Raw genomic sequence first — 20,457 nt, 5'->3', positions numbered from 1 at the left:
AGCGCGGCGGATGTCGGCGGACGCCGATAGCGTTGCGGTGTGTTCCTACTCGACGGAGTGATCGTCACCAGCGCCAGCGACCTGACCGAGGCGTCGAAGTGCGAGTTCGCCTTCCTGCGCTCGCTCGACGTCAAGCTGGGGAGGATCGAGAAGACCGACGAGGTCGACGATCCCATGTACGTGCGTTCCTCGCGTCTGGGCGACGAGCACGAGCATCACATCCTCGAGCGCTACCGTGAGCGGTTCGGAGCGGGCGTCGCCGAGGTCGCGCGACCGGAGTCGTTGACGGCCGATTCTCTGGCGGCGGCGGTCGCCGAGACGGCGCGTGCCTTCGAACGCGCCAGCGAGGTGGTGTTCCAGGCCACATTCTTCGACGGCTCGTTCGTCGGGTTCGCCGACTTCGTGGTGCGGCTGCCCGACGGCCGGTACCGCGTGCAAGACTCCAAGCTCGCCCGGAGCGCACGGGTGACCGCCCTGCTCCAGCTCGCCGCGTACGCGGAGCAACTGCGCCGCACCGGCGTCGAGGTCGACGGCACCGTCGAGCTGCTGCTGGGCGACGGCTCGCTGAGCGAGCACCGGCTCTCCGACATCGAGCCCGTCTACCGCAAGCGGCGCGCCCGGCTCCTCGAGATCGTCGCCGAGCACGTCGCCGACACCGGCCCCGTCGCCTGGGGCGACCCGCGCTTCACGGTCTGCGGGCGGTGCGACACGTGCGACGCCGAGGTGCAGGCGGCGCGCGATGTGCTGCTCGTCGCCGGAATGCGCGTGACGCAGCGCGAGCGCCTGATCGCCGCAGGCATCACGACCATCGATGCGCTCGCCGCGTCCACCGGCCCGGTCGACGGTGTTCCCGAGGGGACACTGACCGGGCTGCGCGAGCAGGCGCGTCTGCAGCTGGAGGCCGTCGAGGGGTCGCCGCCGCCCATCCGCGTCTTCAACGCCCCGGTGCTGGCCGTGCTGCCCGAGCCCGATCCCGGCGACATCTTCTTCGACTTCGAGGGCGACCCGCTCTACACCGAAGGTGCGGGGGAGCGCTGGAACCTCGACTACCTGTTCGGCCTGGTCGACCAGGACGCCCGGTTCACCGCGTTCTGGGCGCACGACTTCGCGGAGGAGCGTGTCGCGCTCGAGCAGTTCCTGGCGTTCGTCCGAGAGCGACGGGCCGACTTCCCCGGCATGCACATCTACCACTACGCCGCCTACGAGCAGACCCACCTGCTGTCCCTCGCCGCCCGGCACGGCGTGGGCGAAGAGGAGGTCGACGCCCTGCTCCGCGACAACGTCATGGTCGATCTCTACCCGCTGGTGCGCAAGTCGGTGCGGGTGGGGTCCCGGTCATACTCGATCAAGAAGCTGGAGCCGTTGTACATGGGCTCCGAACTGCGGCAGAGCGAGGTCACCAACGGCGCCGACTCGATCACCGAGTACGCGAACGCCCGCGATCTCATCGCACTCGGCCGCCTCGACGAGGCGCAGCCGCTGCTCGACGCTCTGGGCGACTACAACCGGTACGACTGCGTCTCGACCCTGCGCCTGCGCGACTGGCTCCTCGCCAGAGCGGAGGAGGCCGGGGTCCCGATCGGCGCCGCTCCCCTGGAGGAGCCGGAGGTCGCTCCGGAGGCGTCCCCGCTCCGAGCCGGTCTGCTGGCCTTCGCCGGCGACCCGCTCGACCCGCACCGCACTCCCGACCGCGAGGCGGTCGCCCTCGCGGCGGCGGCGATCGACTACCACCGGCGCGAGCAGAAGAGCTTCTGGCAGAGCCACTTCTCCCGGCTGATCCAGCCCGTGGAGGAGTGGGCGGACACCCGCGATGTGCTGGTCGTCGAGTCCGTCCGGGTCGTCCGCGACTGGTATCTCGACGAGGGCCAGCGCGTCGAGCGGCGCGAGCTGCTGCTCTCCGGGCAGTGGGGAGCGGGCAGCTCGGTGCGCGTCAGCGAGAACTCCGGTCCGTTCCTGCTCTATGAGTACCCGGGTCCGTTCCGGCTGCTCCGGGCGCAGCCGGGCGCGCGCACGGTTCGCACCGTCGCCGTGGTCGACGTCACCGACGACGGCTCGGTGCTGGTCAGGGAGACGCTGCCAGAAGACGTCGCCGCGTACGATCAGCTGCCGAGCGCGCTGACCCCGGCCGCCCCGCCCAACACGCGGCCGCTCGCCGAGGCCATCCGGGAGTGGGGTACCGGCCTGCTGGCCGCGCTGCAGTCCGACAGCTGGCCCACGAACGCGACGGTCGACCTGCTGCGGCGGACCCCGCCCCGCACCCGCTCCGGCGTCCTCGCGCCGGAGGGCCCGGACGACGGCGGCGGGCGCATCGCAGCCGTGACGGCCAGCCTCCTCGATCTCGACTCGTCGTACCTCGCCGTCCAGGGACCTCCCGGCACCGGCAAGTCGTATCTCGGCGCGCACGTGATCGCACGCCTGGTCGCCGAGCACGGCTGGCGGGTCGGCGTCGTCGCCCAGTCGCACGCGGTCGTCGAGAACCTGCTCGACCGCATCGTCGCGACCGGGCTCGATGCCGCGCTCGTCGGAAAGGTGCCGGGCGGTGCCGCCGAGTCGCCCCGGTTCACCGCGCTGCGGCGGAACGGCCAGCTCGAGTTCGCCGCCGAGCGCGAGGCGAGCGGGTTCGTCCTGGGCGGCACGGCCTGGGACTTCGCGAACCCGGCGCGCGTCCCGCGCGAGAGCCTCGACCTGCTCGTCGTCGACGAAGCCGGTCAGTTCTCCCTGGCGTCGACCATCGCGGTCGGTGTGGCCGCCCGCAACCTGTTGCTGCTGGGCGACCCGCAGCAGCTGCCGCAGGTGAGCCAGGGGAGCCATCCCGAACCGGTCGACGGCTCCGCGCTCGGCTGGGTGAGCGCCGGGCACGACGTGCTTCCCGCAGAGTTCGGCTACTTCCTCGCCGAGAGCCGCCGGCTGCACCCGTCGCTCGCCCATGCCGTATCCGTCCTGTCGTACGAGGGGCGGCTGCACGCCCATCCGGCCGCGGGTGAGCGAGAGCTCTCCGCTGTCGAGCCCGGCCTCCACCCGGTGCCCGTCACCCACTCCGGCAACGCGACGGCGTCGCCGGAGGAGGCCGAAGCCGTGGTCGCCATCGTGCGCGACCTGGTCGGGCGCGCCTGGACCGACCCGGCCGCCGATCGCGACGACTCCCCGCTCGGACAGGACGACGTGATCGTCGTGACCCCGTACAACGCGCAGCTGGCCGAGGTGCGCGAGGCGCTCGACTCCGCCGGGTTCCCGGAGGTGCGCGTCGGCACCGTCGACAAGTTCCAGGGGCAGGAGGCGGCGATCGCCATCGTCAGCCTCGCCGCGTCCTCCGCGGCCGACGTGCCTCGGGGGATGTCGTTCCTGCTGTCGAAGAACCGGCTCAACGTGGCGATCTCGCGTGCGAAGTGGGCGGCGTACCTCGTCCACTCTCCAGAGCTCACCGAGTTCCTGCCGACGACGCCGGCGGGTGTGGGCGAGCTGAGTGCGTTCATCCGACTGGTCGAGTGGTAGGCAGGGCGAGCGGTCGGCGTCGGACGGGCGACGAACCGGCGGGGCCCGACTGGTGGGTGGTGCAGGCGCGGGCTACCGTGGAGGCGTGACACCGGAGGAACTGGAGGAGCTCGTCATCCTGAGACGGGCACGCGATCTGATCGATCGCCAGTACGCCGAACCGCTCGACGTGCCGACGATGGCGGCGTCCGCCTTCATGTCGCCGTCGCACTTCTCCCGCCGGTTCCGGGCGGCGTACGGCGAGACCCCCTACAGCTACCTGATGACCAGGCGCATCGAGCGTGCGATGGCGCTGCTGCGCGAGGGTATGACGGTCACCGAGGCGTGCATGGCGGTGGGCTGTACCTCCCTCGGGTCGTTCAGCTCCAAGTTCGCCGAGATCGTGGGAGAGTCGCCGACGAGCTACCGCTCGCGCGAGCACCGCGCGGTGATGGCGATGCCCAACTGCATCGCCAAGCAGCGCACCCGCCCGGTGCGGTCGAAGCCGTTGCCGGGCTGAGCCGCGACCCCGAGTCGAGCAGGAATGGAGAAGCGGTCGTCGCGCGCCGTTCCTAGAGTGACACCATGACCATTTCGCTTCAGTATTCGCACATCACCGTCACCGACCCCGAGGCGTCCCTCGCGTTCTATCGCGACGCGCTCGGCCTGGACGTGCTCAACGACGTCGCGTCGGGCGGTCACCACTGGATCACGCTCGGCGTCGCCGGGCGGGAAGGCACGGAGATCGTGCTCTCCGACCCGTACGCCGGCCGCTCGCAGTCCGACGGCGACGCCATCCAGGAGCTCGTCGCGAAGGGCGTGCTCACCAACGTCGTGTTCCGCACCGAAGACGACCTCGACGCCGTCTTCGAGCGGGTCCGCGCGAGCGGCGCGGAAGTCCTGCAGGAGCCCAAGGACCAGCCGTGGGGGCCGCGGGACTGCGCCTTCCGCGACCCGTCGGGCAACATGGTCCGCATTCTGCAGTCCACGGCTCAGCCGCAGAACGCATAGGACTCTCCGGCGCCCCCGCCGCGGCGGATCGGGCGCCGGACCTCGCGTCGATGTCGAACCGATCGCGACCGGGCGACCGCGCGATCCGTCCACGTCATATTTCGGAACGGGTTTTGACCCTCCACCCGCCTCTTGACAGGCTCGATGTGCCGCCAACCGTCCGCCGGCACATCCCACCCCTTCACAAGAGAGGCACAGCCATGTCCGACGCCACCCCGCCCGGGACCGTTCCCGCCCTTCCCGAGAAGCCCAAGCGCTCCAAGACCCCGTGGATCGTCGGCATCGCGATCGTTGCGGTCCTCGCCGTCGTCGGCGGCGTCGTCGCCGTCGTGAACGCGAACAACTCCGGTTCGGCCGACGCAGCGGGCACGAAGGTCACCGTGAAGATCGGCACCACCGAGCAGTCCGCGCCGTACTGGCCGATCCTGAAGAAGGAGGCCGCGCAGAGCGGCATCGACATCCAGGTCGTCGGGTTCAAGGACTACCTGCAGGCCAACCCCGCGCTCGCCGACGGCCAGCTCGACCTGAACCTGTTCCAGCACCTCCAGTTCCTCGCGAACTACAACGTGCAGGCGCACCAGAACCTGGTGCCGATCGCGTCCACCTACGTGGTGCCGCTGTCCCTCTACTCGAAGAAGTACACGAAGCTCGACGAGATCCCGAGCGGCTCCGGGATCGCCATCCCGAACGACCCGACCAACCAGGCCAGGGCGCTGCTCGTGCTGCAGAAGGCCGGACTCCTGACGCTGAAGAACGGCGGCAACACTCTCGCGACGCCCGCCGACATCGACGCATCGGCGTCGCGGGTGACGGTCATCCCCGTCGATGCCGCACAGACCGCGCCCGCCCTCGAGTCGGCCGCCGGCGCGGTCATCAACAACACGTTCGTCGGCCCGGCGGGCATCGACCCGGAGTCGGCCCTGTTCAAGGACGACCCGAAGAGCGCGGCCGCCGAGCCCTACATCAACGCCTTCGTCGCTCGCGACAAGGACAAGTCGAACGCGACCTACCTGAAGATCGCCGAGCTCTACCACTCCAAGGCCGTGCAGGACGCGGTGCTCGCCGACTCCAAGAACACCGCCGTGATCGTGCAGAAGCCGCAGGCCGACCTGATCGCCATTCTGCGCTCTCTCGAGAAGACGATCCAGGCGGCGAAGTAGGCACGTGAGCTCCCTCATCGAGTTCCGCGGCGTCACCAAGAGCTTCCGCTCCGGTGACGCCGCGGTCGCCGCCGTCGAACACGTCGACCTGACGATCGAACGCGGCGAGATCTTCGGCATCATCGGCTACTCGGGTGCGGGCAAGAGCACGCTGCTCCGGCTCATCAATGCGCTCGAACACCCGACCTCCGGCTCGGTGATCGTGGACGGCCGCGACCTGACGACGCTGCGGGAGCGCGAGCTGCGCAGCGTGCGGGCCGGAATCGGCATGATCTTCCAGCAGTTCAACCTGTTCCGCTCGCGCACGGTGTTCGCGAACATCGCCTATCCGCTGAAGGTCGCGGGCTGGCCGGCGGACCGGCGCAAGGAACGGGTCACAGAGCTCCTCGCGTTCGTCGGGCTGACCGACAAGGCCTGGGCTTATCCCGACCAGCTCTCCGGCGGACAGAAGCAGCGCGTCGGCATCGCCCGCGCGCTCGCGACCAACCCCGCGATCCTGCTGGCCGACGAGGCCACGAGCGCCCTCGACCCGGAGACCACCGCGGATGTGCTGGCGCTGCTCAAGCGGGTCAACGACGAGCTCGGCGTCACGATCGTCGTCATCACGCACGAGATGGAGGTCGTGCGCTCGATCGCGGACCGCGTCGCCGTTCTCGACTCCGGGCGGGTGATCGAGACCGGGAGCGTGTTCGAGGTGTTCTCGAACCCGCAGACGCCGACCTCGCGACGCTTCGTCGGCACGGTGCTCCGCAACCAGCCCGGCCCCGACGACGTCGAGCGCCTGCGCGGAAAGCACTCCGGACGGATCGTCTCGGCGCGCATCCACGACGACGGCCGCCTGGGCACCGTGCTCTCGGACGCCGTCGGCCGGCACGGGGTGCGCTTCGAGATCGTCTACGGCGGCATCTCCGCGCTGCAGGGGAGGTCGTTCGGCAGCCTCACGCTCGAACTCCTCGGCGCCCCGGGCGACGTGGACGCGCTGATCGCCGAGCTCCGCACGGTCACCGAGGTCGAGGAGGTGGCCGCATGACCGACTGGTCGACGCTGTGGCCCGTGTACCTGACCTCCATCGGCCAGACGCTCTGGATGGTCGTGGCGACGCTCGTGCTGGGAGGCGTTCTCGGTCTCGCGCTCGGCGTGCTGCTGTACACGACGCGGCCCGGCGGCCTGCTGCAGAACCGTGCCCTGTCGACGGTGCTCAACGTGCTGGTCAACTTCGTCCGGCCGATCCCGTTCATCATCTTCATGACGGCGGTCGCTCCGCTGACCCAGGCCGTGCTCGGCACGTTCCTGGGCACGCCCGCGGCGATCTTCCCGATGACGATCGCGGCGACGTTCGCGATCTCCCGCATCGTCGAGCAGAACCTGGTGACGATCGATCCCGGCGTCATCGAGGCCGCGCGGGCGATGGGGTCGAGTCCGTGGCGGATCATCTCGACCCTGCTCATCCCGGAGGCGCTCGGCCCGCTGATCCTCGGCTACACGTTCGTGTTCGTCGCGATCGTGGACCTGTCGGCGGTCGCCGGCAGCCTCGGCGGCGGCGGGCTCGGCGACTTCGCGATCTCGTACGGCTATCAGCGCTACAACTGGGTCGTTACGTGGGTGGCGGTGCTCACCATCGTCGTCCTGGTCCAACTCGCCCAGTTCCTCGGCAACACGCTCGCCCGCAAAGCGCTCCGCCGCTGACCCCCGCCGGCGGCTACGGGCCCGCGGGTGGGGCGGTGTAGCGGCCGACGGGACGCAGGCGCAGGGGGCGTTCGCGGTACTCGGCGAGGGCGTGCACGATCCAGCCCGCGGCGCGGGCGGTGGCGAAGATCACCTCGCCCGCGTCGTCGGCCATCCCGCCGGCGAGCGCGAGCGCGGCGAGCGCGAGATCCGAGTTCGGGGTGGTCCCCGTGCGATCGTGGAGGAGCGTGGCCACCGCGTCGACGGCTTCGACGACGGGCGCGCCGGCGGGGTCGTCGGCGAGCATGCCCAGCAGGATCCGCGCTCGCGGGTCGCCGGCCGGGTAGAGCGGCTGGCCGAATCCGGGGACCGGACCGCGGCCGTCCGCCACCGCATCGGCGACGACCCGGGACGGTTGCTCGCCCGCGGCCACGCGCGCGAGCATCCGCTGGGCCGCGCGACTGGCGTTGCCGTGCAGCGGCGAGTCGAGGGCGCCGAGCCCGGCGACGACGACCGCGTACGCCGTGGCCCGGGCAGAGGCCGCGGCGCGCGCCGCGAGCGTCGACACGGCGAGGTCGTGGTCGAGCAGCAGCACGAGGGCCGCATCGAGGGTGCGCAACAGCTGCGGCGACGGAGGCTGCGGTGTCAGGCGCGACCAGAGCTCGGCGGCGAGGGTCGCCGCCACGGGGGGAGACTGCACCGGCAGCACCTGCACCATCCCGGCGATCAGCCGCTCGGCCGCGCCGACCACGGCCTCCGGGTCGAGGGAGGTGCGCAGCGGGTCGGCCGCGGCCATCGCCGTCACGGCCACCAACTGGCGGTCGCGGTCGCCCGCACCGGGCGGCAGGGCGTCGGCCACCCGCCTGGCGCTCTCCAGCCCGGGACCGGGGGCGAAGCGGGCGGCCGGATCCCACTGCCCGGAGAGCGCCCAGCGCGCCACCACCTCGAACGGCTCGTGTGCCAGTTCGGCGGCGGGGCGACCCCGGTAGTACAACTCTCCGTCGTCGATCAGGGCGAAGTCCGTCTCGATGACCATGAGCGGCCGCCCCTCCGAACGCGCCGCAGAGGGCGCGGCGGTACGTCGCCGGGCGGCGGCGAACGCTTCGACCTCCAACGGGTCGAAGGCCGAACCTGCGGCCGTGCGCGTGCGGTCGAGGAGCCCGCGCGCCACATAGGAGTAGAGGGTCCCGAGCTTGATCCCGAGGCGTTCGGCCGTCTGCTCGGCGCTGAGGCGGGGGAGGCCGGGGAGGCCGGTCTGTTCGGGGGACTCCGAGGGTTCGGAGGAGTCAGGCATATTGATCCGATCAACGTTGACGCATGTGTAATCCACGTTCACACTACTGCCATGGACCGCATGAACGACACCCTCATCGACGTCCCCCGCGGACTGACCAACGTCGTCGCAGCGCACACCGCGCTGGGCGACGTGCGCGGGCAGGAGGGCTTCTACCACTACCGCCAGTACTCGGCGATCGACCTCGCCCGCGAGCGCACCTTCGAGGACGCCTGGTACCTGCTGCTCTTCGGCGACCTCCCGACGGCGGAGGAGCTGGGAGCGTTCCGCGAGCGCATCGCGGCCGCTCGGCGCATCCCCGGGCCCGTCGCCGAGCTGCTGCCGGCGATCGCGCGTCTCACCGCGGGCGGCGATGTCCTCGCCGGCCTGCGGATGGCGCTCGCCGCGGTCGCGGCGCACGACGGGATGCGGCCGGTCTACGACCAGGCCCCGGAGGCGCGGACGGGCGATGCGATCCGGGTCGCGGCCGTCACACCGGTCCTGCTCGCGGCGCTGCACGCGCACGCGACGGGACGGGTCCCCGCCGAGCCCCGGGACGACCTCGGACAGGTGGCGGACTACCTGCGCCTGGTCACCGGCCGCGTTCCGGACGCCGCCCACGAGCACGCGCTGAGCGCGTACCTGACCGCCGCCATCGACCACGGCTTCAACGCCTCCACCTTCACGGCGCGGGTCATCGCCTCCACCGGGGCCGATGTCGCCGCGGCCGTCGACGGCGCGCTCGGAGCGCTGTCCGGCCCGTTGCACGGGGGAGCGCCGAGCCGCGCGCTCGACACGCTCGACGCCATCGGCACTCCCGACCGCATCGATGACTGGATCACCGCGACCGTCCGCGGCGGCGGTCGGGTCATGGGGTTCGGGCACGCCGTCTACCGCACCGAGGACCCGCGTTCGCGGCTCCTGCGCGAGGTGGCGCAGGGGTTCGGCGGAGACCGGGTGGCGTTCGCGGTGCAGGTGGAGAACCGGGTGCAGCACCTCCTCACAGAGCTGAAACCGGGCCGCGAGCTGCACACCAACGTCGAGTTCTACGCCGGCGTCGTCATGGAGCTGTGCGGGATCCCGCGCTCGCTGTTCACGCCGACGTTCGCCGTCGCCCGCGTCGTCGGCTGGACGGCGCACATCCTGGAGCAGGCCGCCGACGGCAAGATCCTGCGGCCGTCGTCGCGTTACGACGGGCCGCGGGCTCCGGAGCCCCTGCCGGCGCGCACGATCGCGGCGTGAGTGCCGGCGTCGCCGGTACCGGAGCCGGTGCCGGTGCCGGCGACGTCAGCCCAGCAGCGCCGCCATCAGCGCGGCCGCTCCGGCCAGCGACGCCGCGCCGCGAGCGTTGTTCGCGCGGCGCCACGGCTTCTCGAACGCCGCGAACGCCGCCACGTCGCCCGGCGTGGTCTCGGCGAGACGGTTGTTCAGGGGGACGTTGACCGCAGCGGTGATGACGAACCCGGCGAGCCCGAGCACGGCACCGGCCACGGCGACGACCGCCGCCCACGCCGCCGTCGCCCCTGTCATCAGGTCCACGAGCACCAGCACGATGCTCACCCCGCAGGCGAGCGCCGACACGAAGAACACCAGGATGAACGGCGACCGCGGCGCGAGCACGTTGATGCGGTTCATCACCCCGGTCGAGCGGGCGTCGCCGTCGAACGCCGGCATCACCATCGTGCTGAAGCCGAGATAGACACCGCCGACGACAGCGGTGCTGAGGGCGGCGAGGACGATCCAGATGGCTGTCGCTGTCTGCATGGCGTGAGCGTATCGTGCTGCTCGGGCGGAGTCACGGGCCCCTGCGGACGGAGGCGGGAACGATGCGCGGAGCGGTGCGGCACGTGGAGTGGGTCGGCGACGAGGACCCGGAGCGGTTGGAGGCGGCGGTCGTCACGCTCGCACCGGACCGGCTCGACGCCCTCGGCACCTCGCGCACGACCGACTACGTCGTGAGCTGGGAGCTCGAGACGTCGTCGGGTTGGGCGACCGACCGCCTCTCGGTCGCGGTGGCCGGGCGCGGTTTCACGCGGTGGCTGGTGCTCGCCCGCGACGCGCACGGGCGTTGGAGCAGCGAGTCGTACACGCACGGCGAGACCCGGTACCACGATGCGCCGCTGGCGGAACCCGGGATCGTGTCCCCGTCCGACCTCGACGGCGCCCTGGACTGCGATCTGGCGCTGTGCCCGGTCACCAACACCATGCCGATCCTGCGGCTGAACGCCCTGGCCGGCCTCGAGGAGACCGAGCTGACGATGGCGTGGGTGGACCTCCCGTCGCTGGAGGTCGTCGCCAGCCGGCAGGCGTACAGCGCTGCGCATCCGTACGATCCGGAGGCGGGACGCGCGGTCGTCCGCTATCGAAGCGTCGGCAGCGGCTTCACGGCCGACCTCGGCGTCGACGAGGACGGACTCGTCATCGACTACCCGCGGCTGGCGCGCCGCATCCGCACCCGCTGAACCGTCGAGGGGCACGCAAACGCCCCCAAAACCCGGTTTTAGGGGCGTTTGCGTGCCCCTCGGCGGTGAGTCTCGGGTGCTCAGGGGGTCGGCGCCAGCGCGTCGTAGCGGCGGAAGCCGCGCTGCACGCGCACGACCGTGGCCACCAGGACCACGATCAGGAGGCCGCCGAGCAGCGGAGGGAACCACAGCGCGCCGGTCACCGCCAGCACACCGACGTAGAGGTCGCCGAGGCGCGGTCCCCCGGTCACGACGACCGTGAACACACCCTGGAGCCGCCCGCGCATGACGTCGGGTGCCGAGGCCTGCAGGATGGTCATCCGGAAGATCGAGCTGACGTTGTCCGCCGCTCCCGAGGCCGCGAGCAGGACGGTGGCGGCGATCAGCGCCGGGAGGTTCGCCTCCGCGAACGAGGTTCCCCCTCCGGCCGTGCCGCTGAACGCCACGACCGCGAGCACGATGCCGAAGCCGAGGATGGAGGCGCCGTAGACCACGATCGCCCGCTCGACGGCGCGGCCCTGCCAGCGCACGTGTCCGAGGCGGCCGGAGAAAACGCTCGAGACGAGTGTGCCGACCGCCCCGGCGGCCGTCAGGATACCCACGGTGACCGGGCCTCCACCGATCAGCAGTGCGCCGACCGCGGGGAACAGCGCACGCGGCTGGCCGAAGGTCATCGCGACGAGGTCCAGCACGAAGGTCATGGAGAGGTTGGGCGCGGTCTTCAGGAAGCGCAGCCCCTGCAGGACCGACGAGAGGCCCGCGCTCTGGCGCTCGCCCTCCGGCACGATCGCGGGCAACGTGAAGATCCCGAGGAACGCCGCCGTGAACAGGATGACGTCGACGGTATAGGTCCACGGGATGCCGACGCTCGCGACCAGGAGGCCGGCCAGCGCAGGGCCGACGGTGACCATGACGCCCATGCTGATGCCGCCGAGCGCGCTCGCCGCGGGCAGCAGCCGCGCCGGGAGCAGCCGAGGCGTGATGGCCTGCCGGGTCGCGCCGATCATGACCGTCGCGACCGCGTTGATCGTCGTCAGCACGTACAGCGGCCAGACGACCTGCACATGCATCCAGGCGAAGAGGGCGATACCGGCGGTCGAGGCCCACGCCACGATCGCGGTGACGAGCGCCACCGTCCTCCGGTCGAACGCGTCGGCGAGCACACCGCCGTAGAGACCGAACACGATCATCGGAACGAGCGCGAAGAGCGCCACGAGCGAGACGGCGAGGGTGGAGTGGGTGAGGTCGTAGATGTGGAGGCCGACGGCCACGACCGTCATCTGGCCGCCGATGCCCGAGATGGCGCCGCCGGCCCAGAGCCGGGCGAACGCCGGCGACTCCTTCAGCGGGCTGAGGTCGACGAAATGCCGGGAATGCGACAGCCGCGTATCGTCGGGCTCCGCTGTGCCGACCTCTTTCGTGCCGACCTCTTTTGTGCCGACCTCTTTTGTGCCGGGGGACTGCTCGGTGCTCAGAAGCGAGGCTTCTTGCTGAGCGAGACCGCCGCGAGCGAGAAGACGACGCCGAAGACCATGATGGTGACCGTGACCGCCTGCAGCACGACCTGCCAGAACGGCATGAACGGCGTGACGGAGACCCAGAGCCAGAGGATGGCGCCGATCAGGGTGATCACGTAGCTGAAGGTGCGGCGGGCGTAGAGCGCGTTGAGCGACACGACCGTGGCTGCGACCGTCACCTGGAACAGCGGGAGGAACTCGTCGGCGTTGCCGGTCCACGTGTAGACCAGGCTGATGACGCCGATGACCACGGTGACCAGCACGATGAGGGTCGCGATGGCATTGCCCAGCATCGGCGGGATGGTCGCGCTCAGGCTGCGGACGAGTCCGCCGTGCTCGTCGTCGACGACGACGTCGTCGGAGGCGGTGTGCTGGGTGTCGGCGATCGTGTGCGTGCTCACGACGACGATCCTACCGCCCGGCGGAAGCGGCCGCCGCACACCGGGGCGGGTACGGTGTGGGCATGTCTGCGTCCCGTCGCCGCCGCTCCCTGTTCAGCCTGCCCGGTGCGGCGGTCCGCGCCGATGAAGCGGTCGCGCGCCGGATCAACCGCCGCAGCACCGGGCCACGAGCGGACGGATTCTGGCGGCTCCTCAGCGGCGCTGCCGACCACGGCAAGCTGTGGTTCGCGGCTGCGGCCGTGCTCGTCGCGCTCGGCAAGCCGCGGGCTGCGCTGCGCGGGATCGTGTCGCTCGGCCTCGCCAGCCTGGTGGCCAATGCGGTCGGCAAGACCCTGGTCGGCGGCGATCGGCCGGCGCTCACGTCCATCCCGGTCTCGCGCCGGCTCGACCGGTCGCCGACCTCCCCGTCGTTCCCCTCCGGCCACACCGCCAGCGCGGTGGCGTTCGCCGCCGGGGCCGCGCTGGAGTCGCCGGCGGCCGGTGCCGCCCTCGCCCCGCTCGCAGCGGGTGTCGCCTACTCGCGCCTCCACACCGGTGCGCACTGGTTCTCGGACGTGCTGGGCGGCGCGGCGATCGGCGCGGGCGCTGCCGTGCTGCTGAAGGGCGTGTCGCCGCTGCTGCGCTCGGCGCGACGATCCGCGGTGCCCGCTCCGACGGCCGAGACCACCGACCTGCCCGTGCTGCCGCGTGGCGCGGGGGCGTTCATCGTCGTCAACCCGGGGTCGGGCGCCGGGCTCGGGAGGCCGGATCCGCGACCGCTCCTCGCGAATCGGTTCCCGGACGCCCGCGTGCACGAGCTGAAGGAGGGCGACGACATCGCCGCACTCGTGCAGGAGCAGCTCGGCTCGGCCGAGCCGCCGCGTGTGCTCGGGGTCTCGGGCGGCGACGGGACGGTCTCGGCGATGGCGCACGAAGCCCGGCTCGCCGGTCTCCCGCTGCTGGTGCTGCCCGGCGGCACGTTCAACCACTTCGCCAAGGCGGCGGGGCTCGAGTCGATCGAGACCGCGCTCGACGCCTTCGAGGCAGGCGCGGGCCGCCGGGTGGACGTCGCAGAGCTGCGCTTCCCGGCCGGCGGGGGAGACGCGGTGACGCGGACGGTGCTCAACACGGCGTCCGTCGGGATCTACCCGGCGTTCGTCGAGGAGCGCGAGAAGCACGAGGCCCGCTGGGGCAAGCCGGTCGCCGCGGTCATCGCCGCGATCCGCGTCGTGCGCTCCAGCAGCCCGATCGAGGTGGAGATCGACGGGGAGACCCGGTCGATCTGGTCGGTGTTCGTGGGCATCGACCGCTACTACCCGGTCTCCGTCGCGCCGATCGAGCGACGGCGGCTGGACGACGGCCTGCTCGACGTGCGCATCCTCTCGGCGGGCAGGAGGCCGAAGACGCGGGGTGCGGTGGCCCTGGCGTTCGGAGGCCGCACCGACGCGCTGGCCGCCCGGCTGCCGTTCCTGCAGGGTCCGCCGGTGATCGAGGCGTTCACCGGCGACGGGATCTCCGTGCGCGCCCGAGGCGTCGACCCCGGCTACGCACACGACGGCGAGGCGTCGACGGACACCCCGGGCGAGCGGCTCGAGCTGAGGATCCTCCCCGCGGCTCTGGAGGTCTACTCGCCGCGCGTGCCGTGACGCAGCGCGGTCACGACTCCCGCACGACCTCGTCGACGGACTTGTCGGGCCGCAGGCCCCGCCACGACGGCTGACGCAGGCGGTCGGTGCCCGTCCACTCCGCGAACTCGACCTCGCCGACGTACTCGGGCCGCACCCAGTGCGCGCCGCGCGCGTCGAGGGACGGCACGCCCTCCAGAGGCGCCGTCTTGCGCTCGTGCGCCGACAGCTTCTTCGCGAGGTCGTCGAGCATCGCGTCGGTGAAGCCCGTGCCCACCTTGCCCACGTAGCGCAGCACGTCGCCGTCGGGGATGCCGAGCAGCAGCGCGCCGATCCCGTTCGCCCGCCGGCCGTTGCCGGGCGTCCAGCCGCCGATGACGACCTCCTGGCTCAGGTGGTGCTTGATCTTGATCCAGGTGCGCGAGCGCCGGCCCGTCGCGTAGGTCCCGTCGCGCTGCTTCGCCATGACGCCTTCGAGTCCGAGCTCCTTCGAGGAGGCGATGGCGTGGTCCACGTCGCCCGCGAACGCGGGCGGCACCTGGACGGGGTCGCCTGTCGGCGGCCGGAGCGCGGCCTCCAGCGCGGCTCGGCGGTCGTCGTACGTCTCGCGCCGCAGATCCTTCCCGTCGAGCTCGAGGAGGTCGAAGACGAAGTAGTGGGCGGGAGCGCGCTTCGCCGCAGCCTCCACCTCCGCCGGCCGGGTCAGGCCCATCCGTGTCTGCAGGAGGCCGAAATCGGGCCGCCCCTGCCGGGTGAGGGTCACGATCTCGCCGTCGACGACCAGGTCGTGGCCGCCGGCGAGCGCGACGAGCCCCGCGAGCTCCGGATACGTGCGGGTGACGTCGTTGCCGTTGCGGGTCGTCAGCCGGAGGGCGCCGCCCTGCACGACCGCGATCGCCCGGATGCCGTCCCACTTCATCTCGAACGCCCACTCGGACTCGTCGTGGATGTCCTTCCGCGAGCCGAGGGTCGCGAGCATGGGGGAGACGGGCGGGCTGTCGATCGCCCGGGCGGGGGGCTTCGCCGTGGAGCCCGCCGCACCAGCAGCCCGCGCGGGAGACGACGTCGCGGACGCCTTCGTCGCCGCGCCTCCGCGCGAGTCCGCCTCCTTCATCAGGTGGATCAGCCAGTTCTTCTCGTCGCTGCCCTGTGCGGTGGCGATGAGCGCGAATCTGCGGGGCACGCCGCCCAGGCCGCCGTCCCGCTGGCCGTGCAGGGTGACGATCACCTCGTCGTCGCGCCACTTCTCGAGCTCGTACTCGCCGTGGTCCCAGATGTCGACGTGGCCGGCCCCGTATTCGCCGTGCGGGATGTCTCCGGCGAAGGTGCCGTACTCGAGCGGGTGGTCCTCCACGTGCACGGCCAGGTGGTTCTGCTTCGGGTCGGTCGGCGGCCCCTTCGGCAGCGCCCAGCTCACCAGCACGCCGTCGTGCTGCAGCCGGAAATCCCAGTGGAGTCGCCGGGCGTGGTGCTCCTGGATGACGAACGAGCGGCCGTCCGCGGCGTCGGGACTCACGGACGGCACCGGCTCCGGCGTCCTGTCGGCGTCGCGCTTGGAGCGGTAGGTCGTGAGGCGGTCGGTCTCCTCGGCCGCCGCCCGACCGGCGGCGAGGTCGGCGAGCGGGTCCCCGCGCTTCTTCACGCGGTCGAGCACCTCCGGGTACTCCAGCTGACGCAGGTCCTTCGAGGCCAGCTCCCGCCAGGTGCGCGGCGCGGCGACGGTCGGCCGGAACCGCCCGCGCAGCGAGTAAGGCGCGATCGTCGTCTTGGCGCCGTTGTTCTGGCTCCAGTCGACCAGCACCTTGCCCGCCCGCAGCGCCTTCTTCATATCGCTCACGACGAGGTCGGGATGGTCGGCCTCCAGAGCCCGCGCGAGCTCGTGCGCCACGGCAGAGACCTGGTCGCTGGTCTGCGAGCCGTCGAGCGGGGCGTACAGGTGGATGCCTTTCGACCCGCTGGTCACCGGGAGCGGATCGAGGCCCATGTCGGCGAGGATGGCGCGCGCCAGCCGGGCCACCTCCGCGCAGTCGAGCAGTGTCGCGCCCTCGCCCGGGTCGAGGTCGAGCACGAGCCGGTCGGGGTTCCTGCGCTGGTCTCCGCGGCCCACGCGCCACTGCGGCACGTGGAGCTCGAGCGCCGCGAGCTGCGCGAGCCAGACGAGGGTCGCCCGGTCGTTCGCGAGCGGGTAGGTGTTGGCGCTGGTCTTGTGCGTGATCGTGCGCGTCTTCACCCAGCCGGGGGTGGAGGCCGGGTCGAGGTTCTTCTGGAAGAAGACCTCGCCGGGATGCTCGGGTGTCCCGACGCCGTGCACCCAGCGCTTGCGGGTGGCGATCCGGTCGCGGGTGTGCGGGATCATCACCTCGGCGATCGCGTTGTAGTAGCCGATGACGTCGGCCTTGGTGGTCCCGGTCTCGGGGTACATGACCTTGTCGAGGTTCGTCAGGCGCAGCCGATGGCCGTCGATCGAGACCGTCTCGGTGTCCTTGGCCGCCATGCGAACACCGTACGCCGCCGCGCGCTCGTCGGGCACGTCCTCCTTTCGACCATTGAGTTTGCGCGCTTCCGCGGACACGATGGACGCATGAGGGCGATTTGGACGGGCGCTATCACTTTCGGGTTGGTCAACGTGCCCGTGAAGGTCTACAGCGCGACAGAGGATCACGACGTGGCGCTGCACCAGGTGCACGACGCCGATGGCGGGCGCATCCGGTACAAGCGGGTCTGCGAGATCGACGGCAAGACCATCCCGTACGAGCACATCGCCAAGGCCTACGACGACGGCGAGCGGACGGTCATCCTGACGCCGGAGGACCTGGAGTCGCTGCCGGCCGAGCGCAGCAGGGAGATCGACGTGGTCGAGTTCGTCCCCAACGACCAGCTCGACCCGCTGTGGTTCGACCGCAGCTACTACCTGGAGCCCGACTCCAAATCGCTCAAGGCGTACGCGCTGCTGCGAAAGACGCTCGAGGACGAGGACCGCACGGCGATCGTCAACTTCGCCCTCCGCCAGAAGACCCGGCTCGGCGCCCTGCGGGTGCGCGGCAACGTGCTCGTCCTGCAGACGATGCTGTGGCACGACGAGATTCGCGAGGCCGACTTCCCCGCCCTCGAGACGACGCCGCGGATCACCGAGCGCGAGCTGTCGCTGTCCGCGGCGCTCATGGAGAGCTTCGCCGGCGACTTCGAGCCGGACAAGTTCACCGACGAGTACCAGGAGGAGCTCCGCAAGCTCATCGACGCCAAGCTGGAGCAGGGCGAGAGCATCGACACGGCGGCCACCTTCGGCGAGGAGCCAGAGGAGAAGAAGGGTGGCGGCGAGGTCATCGACCTGATGGAGGCCCTGCAGCGCAGCGTCGAGCGCAGCAGGGGAGAGGGCGCAGCCTCCCAGAAGGAGGCGGAGAAGAAGGGGTCCGCCAAGAAGGCGCCGGCGAAGAAGGCCAAGAAGCCCGCGTGACGCGTCTGCGCCGAAGCGATCCGTCCGGACCCGGGTATGCGCGGCGCGACTCGGCGACGGGTCCCGTGTACGAAGACGAGGCGGGCAACCGGATCGTGGACGAGCTCGAGCTCGAGCGGATCCGGTCGCTGGTCGTCCCGCCCGCCTGGAAGGATGTCTGGATCTCGCCGGACGCGCGCGGGCACATCCAGGCCGTCGGGACGGACGCCGCCGGGCGTCGGCAGTACCGCTACCACGACGCGTGGCGGCTGCATCAGGACCGCGTCAAGTTCGAGCGGGCGGCCCAGCTCGCCGAGACGCTGCCCGCGGCGCGGCGGAAGGTGACGATGGATCTCCGCGGCGAGGGGTTCGGCCGCGACCGCATCCTCGCGGCGGCGTTCCGGATCATCGACCTCGGCAGCGTCCGCATCGGAAGCGAGGAGTACCTGCACGCCAACGGCAGTCGCGGGCTCACGACGCTGCTCTGCAGGCATGCGCGCATCGACGGCGACGAGATCACGCTCACGTTCCCGGCAAAATCGGCCCAGAAATGGACGAGCACCATCGCCGACGCCGACCTCGCCGAGTTGCTCGCCGAGATCCAGGCGTTGCGCGGGCAGCGCTCCCGGCTGCTGTCCTGGAAGGACGGCACCTGGCACACCATCCGACCGGCGTCGCTCAACGAGTACATCCGCCGGCAGACGCGTGGCGAGTTCACGGCGAAGGACTTCCGCACGCTGCACGGCACGATCGTGGCGGCAGAGGCGCTCGCCGAACTGGGTGTCGGGGGTTCGGGCGCCCAGCGGAAGAAGCGGGTGTCCGCTGCGGTGGACGAGGCGGCGCGCGCCCTGGGCAACACCCCGGCGATCGCGCGCAACAGCTACATCGACCCGCGCATCTTCGACCGCTATCGCAACGGGGAGGTGATCGACACCTCCGCCGGCCGTGCGCCCGAACCGGCCCTGCTGGAGCTACTTGCGGACTGACTGCGCCGGCGTCCCCGCCGACAGCGGCGCTGCGATGTCCTCGAGCGATCTGTTCTCGGCGTCCACGCCGAGGAACAGCTCCACCAGCCCGCCCGCGATCATCAGGCCGGCGCCGAGATAGTAGCCGAGCACCACCGCGTGCACTCCGCCCCCGATCAGGTTGCCGAACAGGATCGGGCCCACGATCCCGCCCGCTGCGGTGCCGACGGCGTAGAAGAACGCGATCGCCATCGCGCGGGTCTCCATCGGGAAGATCTCACTGACGGTGAGATAGGCGGCACTGGCTCCGGCGGACGCGAAGAAGAACACGACCATCCAGCAGGCGGTGAGCCAGAACGCGTCGAGGGCGCCCGTGTCGAACAGGATCCCCGTTCCCACCAGCAGGACCCCGGAGCCGATGTACGACAGCGTGATCATGAACCGGCGGCCGATGGAGTCGAACAGCCGGCCGAGCAGGAACGGTCCGAGGAAGTTTCCGATCGCGATCGGCACCAGCGCCCACGGCGCGACGTCGGAGGGCACATGCAGCAGTTTCGTGAGCACCAGCGAGAACGTGAAGAACACGGCGTTGTAGAGGAAGGCCTGCCCGATGAAGAGCGAGAGCCCGAGGATGGAGCGCTTCGGGTAGAGGGTCACGCCGACACGGATGATCTCGCCGAACCCGGTGGACTTCCTCTGCCGGATCTCGATCGCGGCGTCGTCGGGCACCGCTTCGAGTGCGGACCCCTGCTGCTCCTCGATGTCGTGCTCGATCTCGCCGACCTCCTTCTCCGCTGCGTCGTCGTGGCCGTGGATGAACATCCAGCGCGGCGACTCCGGCACGTTCCTGCGCACCAGGAGGATGACGAGGCCGAGCACTGCGCCGAGCCCGAAAGCGATGCGCCAGCCGACGTCGGCGGGGAAGACCGCAGTGTTGAGCAGGAAGACCGTGAGCACTGCGCCGAAGGCAGTGCCGAGCCAGTAGGAGCCGTTGATGGCGAGGTCGACGACACCGCGCCGGCGGGCCGGGATGAGCTCGTCGATCGCGGAGTTGATGGCGGCGTACTCGCCGCCGATTCCGGCGCCGGTGAAGAACCGGAACAGGAAGAACATCCACGGCGCGAACGAGAAGGCCGTCAGGACGGTGGCGAGGAGGTAGAGCCCGAGCGTGACGATGAACAGCTTCTTCCGGCCGAACCGGTCGGTCAGATAGCCGAAGACGAGCGACCCGGTGCAGGCGCCGGCGACGTAGATCGCCGCGGCGAGGCCGACCTGGCTCGTCGTCAGTCCCAGCCCCGAGTCGGGCTCCGTGAGCCGGCTGGCGATCGCGCCGACGATGGTCACTTCGAGCCCGTCGAGGATCCACACGGTTCCCAGCCCGATGATCACCAGCCAGTGGAAGCGGGACCAGGGCAGTCGGTCGAGCCGGGCGGGGATGGTGGTCCGGATGGTCTTCAAACCGGCCTCTTGCTGGGAATCGGATGAATGTACGCTC

Annotated in this window: 17 protein-coding genes; 11 read left to right on the top strand and 6 right to left on the bottom strand. The window is 71.2% G+C overall.

Annotation, left to right across the window (positions count from 1 at the left end; translation table 11 throughout):
• Positions 1 to 39 precede the first annotated feature (39 nt).
• From KNO15_RS04375 to KNO15_RS04350, 6 genes are all read left to right on the top strand, one after another.
• On the top strand, positions 40 to 3,492 hold the full coding sequence (locus tag KNO15_RS04375; protein WP_241702213.1) for a TM0106 family RecB-like putative nuclease: 3,453 nt from the start codon (positions 40 to 42) through the stop codon (positions 3,490 to 3,492).
• 85 nt (positions 3,493 to 3,577) lie between these two features.
• Positions 3,578 to 3,991 carry a helix-turn-helix transcriptional regulator gene (locus KNO15_RS04370; RefSeq protein ID WP_241702212.1) on the top strand — a complete coding sequence of 138 codons (414 nt, stop codon included), beginning with the start codon at positions 3,578 to 3,580 and terminating at the stop codon, positions 3,989 to 3,991.
• Positions 3,992 to 4,056: 65 nt separating this feature from the next.
• The gene (locus tag KNO15_RS04365; RefSeq protein ID WP_241702211.1) at positions 4,057 to 4,482 is read left to right on the top strand and encodes a VOC family protein; all 426 of its coding nucleotides are present in this window, start codon (positions 4,057 to 4,059) and stop codon (positions 4,480 to 4,482) included.
• A 200-nt stretch (positions 4,483 to 4,682) separates the two neighbouring features.
• Positions 4,683 to 5,642, top strand: a complete 960-nt coding sequence (locus KNO15_RS04360) for a MetQ/NlpA family ABC transporter substrate-binding protein (RefSeq protein ID WP_241702210.1) — start codon at positions 4,683 to 4,685, stop codon at positions 5,640 to 5,642.
• 4 nt (positions 5,643 to 5,646) lie between these two features.
• Positions 5,647 to 6,672, top strand: a complete 1,026-nt coding sequence (locus tag KNO15_RS04355; RefSeq protein ID WP_241702209.1) for a methionine ABC transporter ATP-binding protein — start codon at positions 5,647 to 5,649, stop codon at positions 6,670 to 6,672.
• The gene (locus tag KNO15_RS04350) at positions 6,669 to 7,328 is read left to right on the top strand and encodes a methionine ABC transporter permease (RefSeq protein ID WP_241702208.1); all 660 of its coding nucleotides are present in this window, start codon (positions 6,669 to 6,671) and stop codon (positions 7,326 to 7,328) included. Before KNO15_RS04355 ends, KNO15_RS04350 begins: the two co-directional genes overlap by 4 nt.
• A 13-nt stretch (positions 7,329 to 7,341) precedes the next feature.
• On the opposite strand, the gene KNO15_RS04345 is transcribed toward KNO15_RS04350, so the two are convergent.
• Positions 7,342 to 8,601, bottom strand: coding sequence for a citrate/2-methylcitrate synthase (locus KNO15_RS04345; protein ID WP_241702207.1), 1,260 nt, complete (start codon positions 8,599 to 8,601; stop codon positions 7,342 to 7,344).
• 51 nt (positions 8,602 to 8,652) lie between these two features.
• On the opposite strand from KNO15_RS04345, the gene KNO15_RS04340 reads away from it, so the two are divergent.
• A complete protein-coding gene (locus KNO15_RS04340; RefSeq protein ID WP_241702206.1) occupies positions 8,653 to 9,822 on the top strand; it encodes a citrate/2-methylcitrate synthase in 1,170 nt (389 codons plus the stop codon).
• 45 nt (positions 9,823 to 9,867) lie between these two features.
• Here KNO15_RS04340 and KNO15_RS04335 read toward each other — a convergent pair whose 3' ends face one another.
• Positions 9,868 to 10,344, bottom strand: a complete 477-nt coding sequence (locus tag KNO15_RS04335; protein ID WP_241702205.1) for an anthrone oxygenase family protein — start codon at positions 10,342 to 10,344, stop codon at positions 9,868 to 9,870.
• A gap of 62 nt (positions 10,345 to 10,406) precedes the next feature.
• On the opposite strand from KNO15_RS04335, the gene KNO15_RS04330 reads away from it, so the two are divergent.
• Complete coding sequence (locus KNO15_RS04330) at positions 10,407 to 11,042, top strand: putative glycolipid-binding domain-containing protein (RefSeq protein ID WP_241702204.1); 636 nt, start codon at positions 10,407 to 10,409, stop codon at positions 11,040 to 11,042.
• 80 nt (positions 11,043 to 11,122) lie between these two features.
• Here KNO15_RS04330 and KNO15_RS04325 read toward each other — a convergent pair whose 3' ends face one another.
• Both KNO15_RS04325 and KNO15_RS04320 read right to left on the bottom strand, forming a co-directional pair.
• Positions 11,123 to 12,424, bottom strand: a complete 1,302-nt coding sequence (locus KNO15_RS04325; protein ID WP_241702682.1) for an MFS transporter — start codon at positions 12,422 to 12,424, stop codon at positions 11,123 to 11,125.
• Between the two features lie 89 nt (positions 12,425 to 12,513).
• Complete coding sequence (locus KNO15_RS04320; protein ID WP_241702203.1) at positions 12,514 to 12,960, bottom strand: hypothetical protein; 447 nt, start codon at positions 12,958 to 12,960, stop codon at positions 12,514 to 12,516.
• 62 nt (positions 12,961 to 13,022) lie between these two features.
• Here KNO15_RS04320 and KNO15_RS04315 point away from each other — a divergent pair, with 62 nt between their 5' ends.
• Complete coding sequence (locus KNO15_RS04315; protein ID WP_241702202.1) at positions 13,023 to 14,585, top strand: bifunctional phosphatase PAP2/diacylglycerol kinase family protein; 1,563 nt, start codon at positions 13,023 to 13,025, stop codon at positions 14,583 to 14,585.
• A 10-nt stretch (positions 14,586 to 14,595) separates the two neighbouring features.
• On the opposite strand, the gene KNO15_RS04310 is transcribed toward KNO15_RS04315, so the two are convergent.
• Entirely contained in the window at positions 14,596 to 17,058 is a 2,463-nt protein-coding gene (locus KNO15_RS04310; RefSeq protein WP_241702201.1) for an ATP-dependent DNA ligase, read from the bottom strand.
• Between the two features lie 87 nt (positions 17,059 to 17,145).
• On the opposite strand from KNO15_RS04310, the gene ku reads away from it, so the two are divergent.
• Positions 17,146 to 18,018, top strand: a complete 873-nt coding sequence (ku, locus tag KNO15_RS04305) for a non-homologous end joining protein Ku (protein WP_241702200.1) — start codon at positions 17,146 to 17,148, stop codon at positions 18,016 to 18,018.
• Complete coding sequence (locus KNO15_RS04300; RefSeq protein WP_241702199.1) at positions 18,015 to 18,983, top strand: DNA topoisomerase IB; 969 nt, start codon at positions 18,015 to 18,017, stop codon at positions 18,981 to 18,983. The genes ku and KNO15_RS04300 overlap by 4 nt, the downstream gene beginning before the upstream one ends.
• Here the strand turns inward: KNO15_RS04300 and KNO15_RS04295 are convergent.
• The gene (locus tag KNO15_RS04295) at positions 18,969 to 20,420 is read right to left on the bottom strand and encodes an MFS transporter (protein ID WP_241702198.1); all 1,452 of its coding nucleotides are present in this window, start codon (positions 20,418 to 20,420) and stop codon (positions 18,969 to 18,971) included. The genes KNO15_RS04300 and KNO15_RS04295 overlap by 15 nt on opposite strands.
• Positions 20,421 to 20,457: the final 37 nt, after the last annotated feature.

It is taken from the genome of Leifsonia shinshuensis (assembly GCF_022606355.1).
GTDB lineage: Bacteria > Actinomycetota > Actinomycetes > Actinomycetales > Microbacteriaceae > Leifsonia > Leifsonia shinshuensis_B.
This window is presented reverse-complemented; position numbering and strand designations above follow the sequence as displayed.

Excerpts from the sequence above, each read along its gene's own strand:
- KNO15_RS04365 (WP_241702211.1), top strand. The coding sequence starts at position 4,057 with ATGACCATTTCGCTTCAGTATTCGCACATCACCGTCACCGACCCCGAG.
- KNO15_RS04360 (WP_241702210.1), top strand. The coding sequence starts at position 4,683 with ATGTCCGACGCCACCCCGCCCGGGACCGTTCCCGCCCTTCCCGAGAAG.
- KNO15_RS04350 (WP_241702208.1), top strand. The coding sequence starts at position 6,669 with ATGACCGACTGGTCGACGCTGTGGCCCGTGTACCTGACCTCCATCGGC.
- KNO15_RS04345 (WP_241702207.1), bottom strand. The coding sequence starts at position 8,601 with ATGCCTGACTCCTCCGAACCCTCGGAGTCCCCCGAACAGACCGGCCTC.
- KNO15_RS04340 (WP_241702206.1), top strand. The coding sequence starts at position 8,653 with ATGGACCGCATGAACGACACCCTCATCGACGTCCCCCGCGGACTGACC.
- KNO15_RS04335 (WP_241702205.1), bottom strand. The coding sequence starts at position 10,344 with ATGCAGACAGCGACAGCCATCTGGATCGTCCTCGCCGCCCTCAGCACC.
- KNO15_RS04330 (WP_241702204.1), top strand. The coding sequence starts at position 10,407 with ATGCGCGGAGCGGTGCGGCACGTGGAGTGGGTCGGCGACGAGGACCCG.
- KNO15_RS04315 (WP_241702202.1), top strand. The coding sequence starts at position 13,023 with ATGTCTGCGTCCCGTCGCCGCCGCTCCCTGTTCAGCCTGCCCGGTGCG.
- KNO15_RS04310 (WP_241702201.1), bottom strand. The coding sequence starts at position 17,058 with ATGGCGGCCAAGGACACCGAGACGGTCTCGATCGACGGCCATCGGCTG.
- ku (WP_241702200.1), top strand. The coding sequence starts at position 17,146 with ATGAGGGCGATTTGGACGGGCGCTATCACTTTCGGGTTGGTCAACGTG.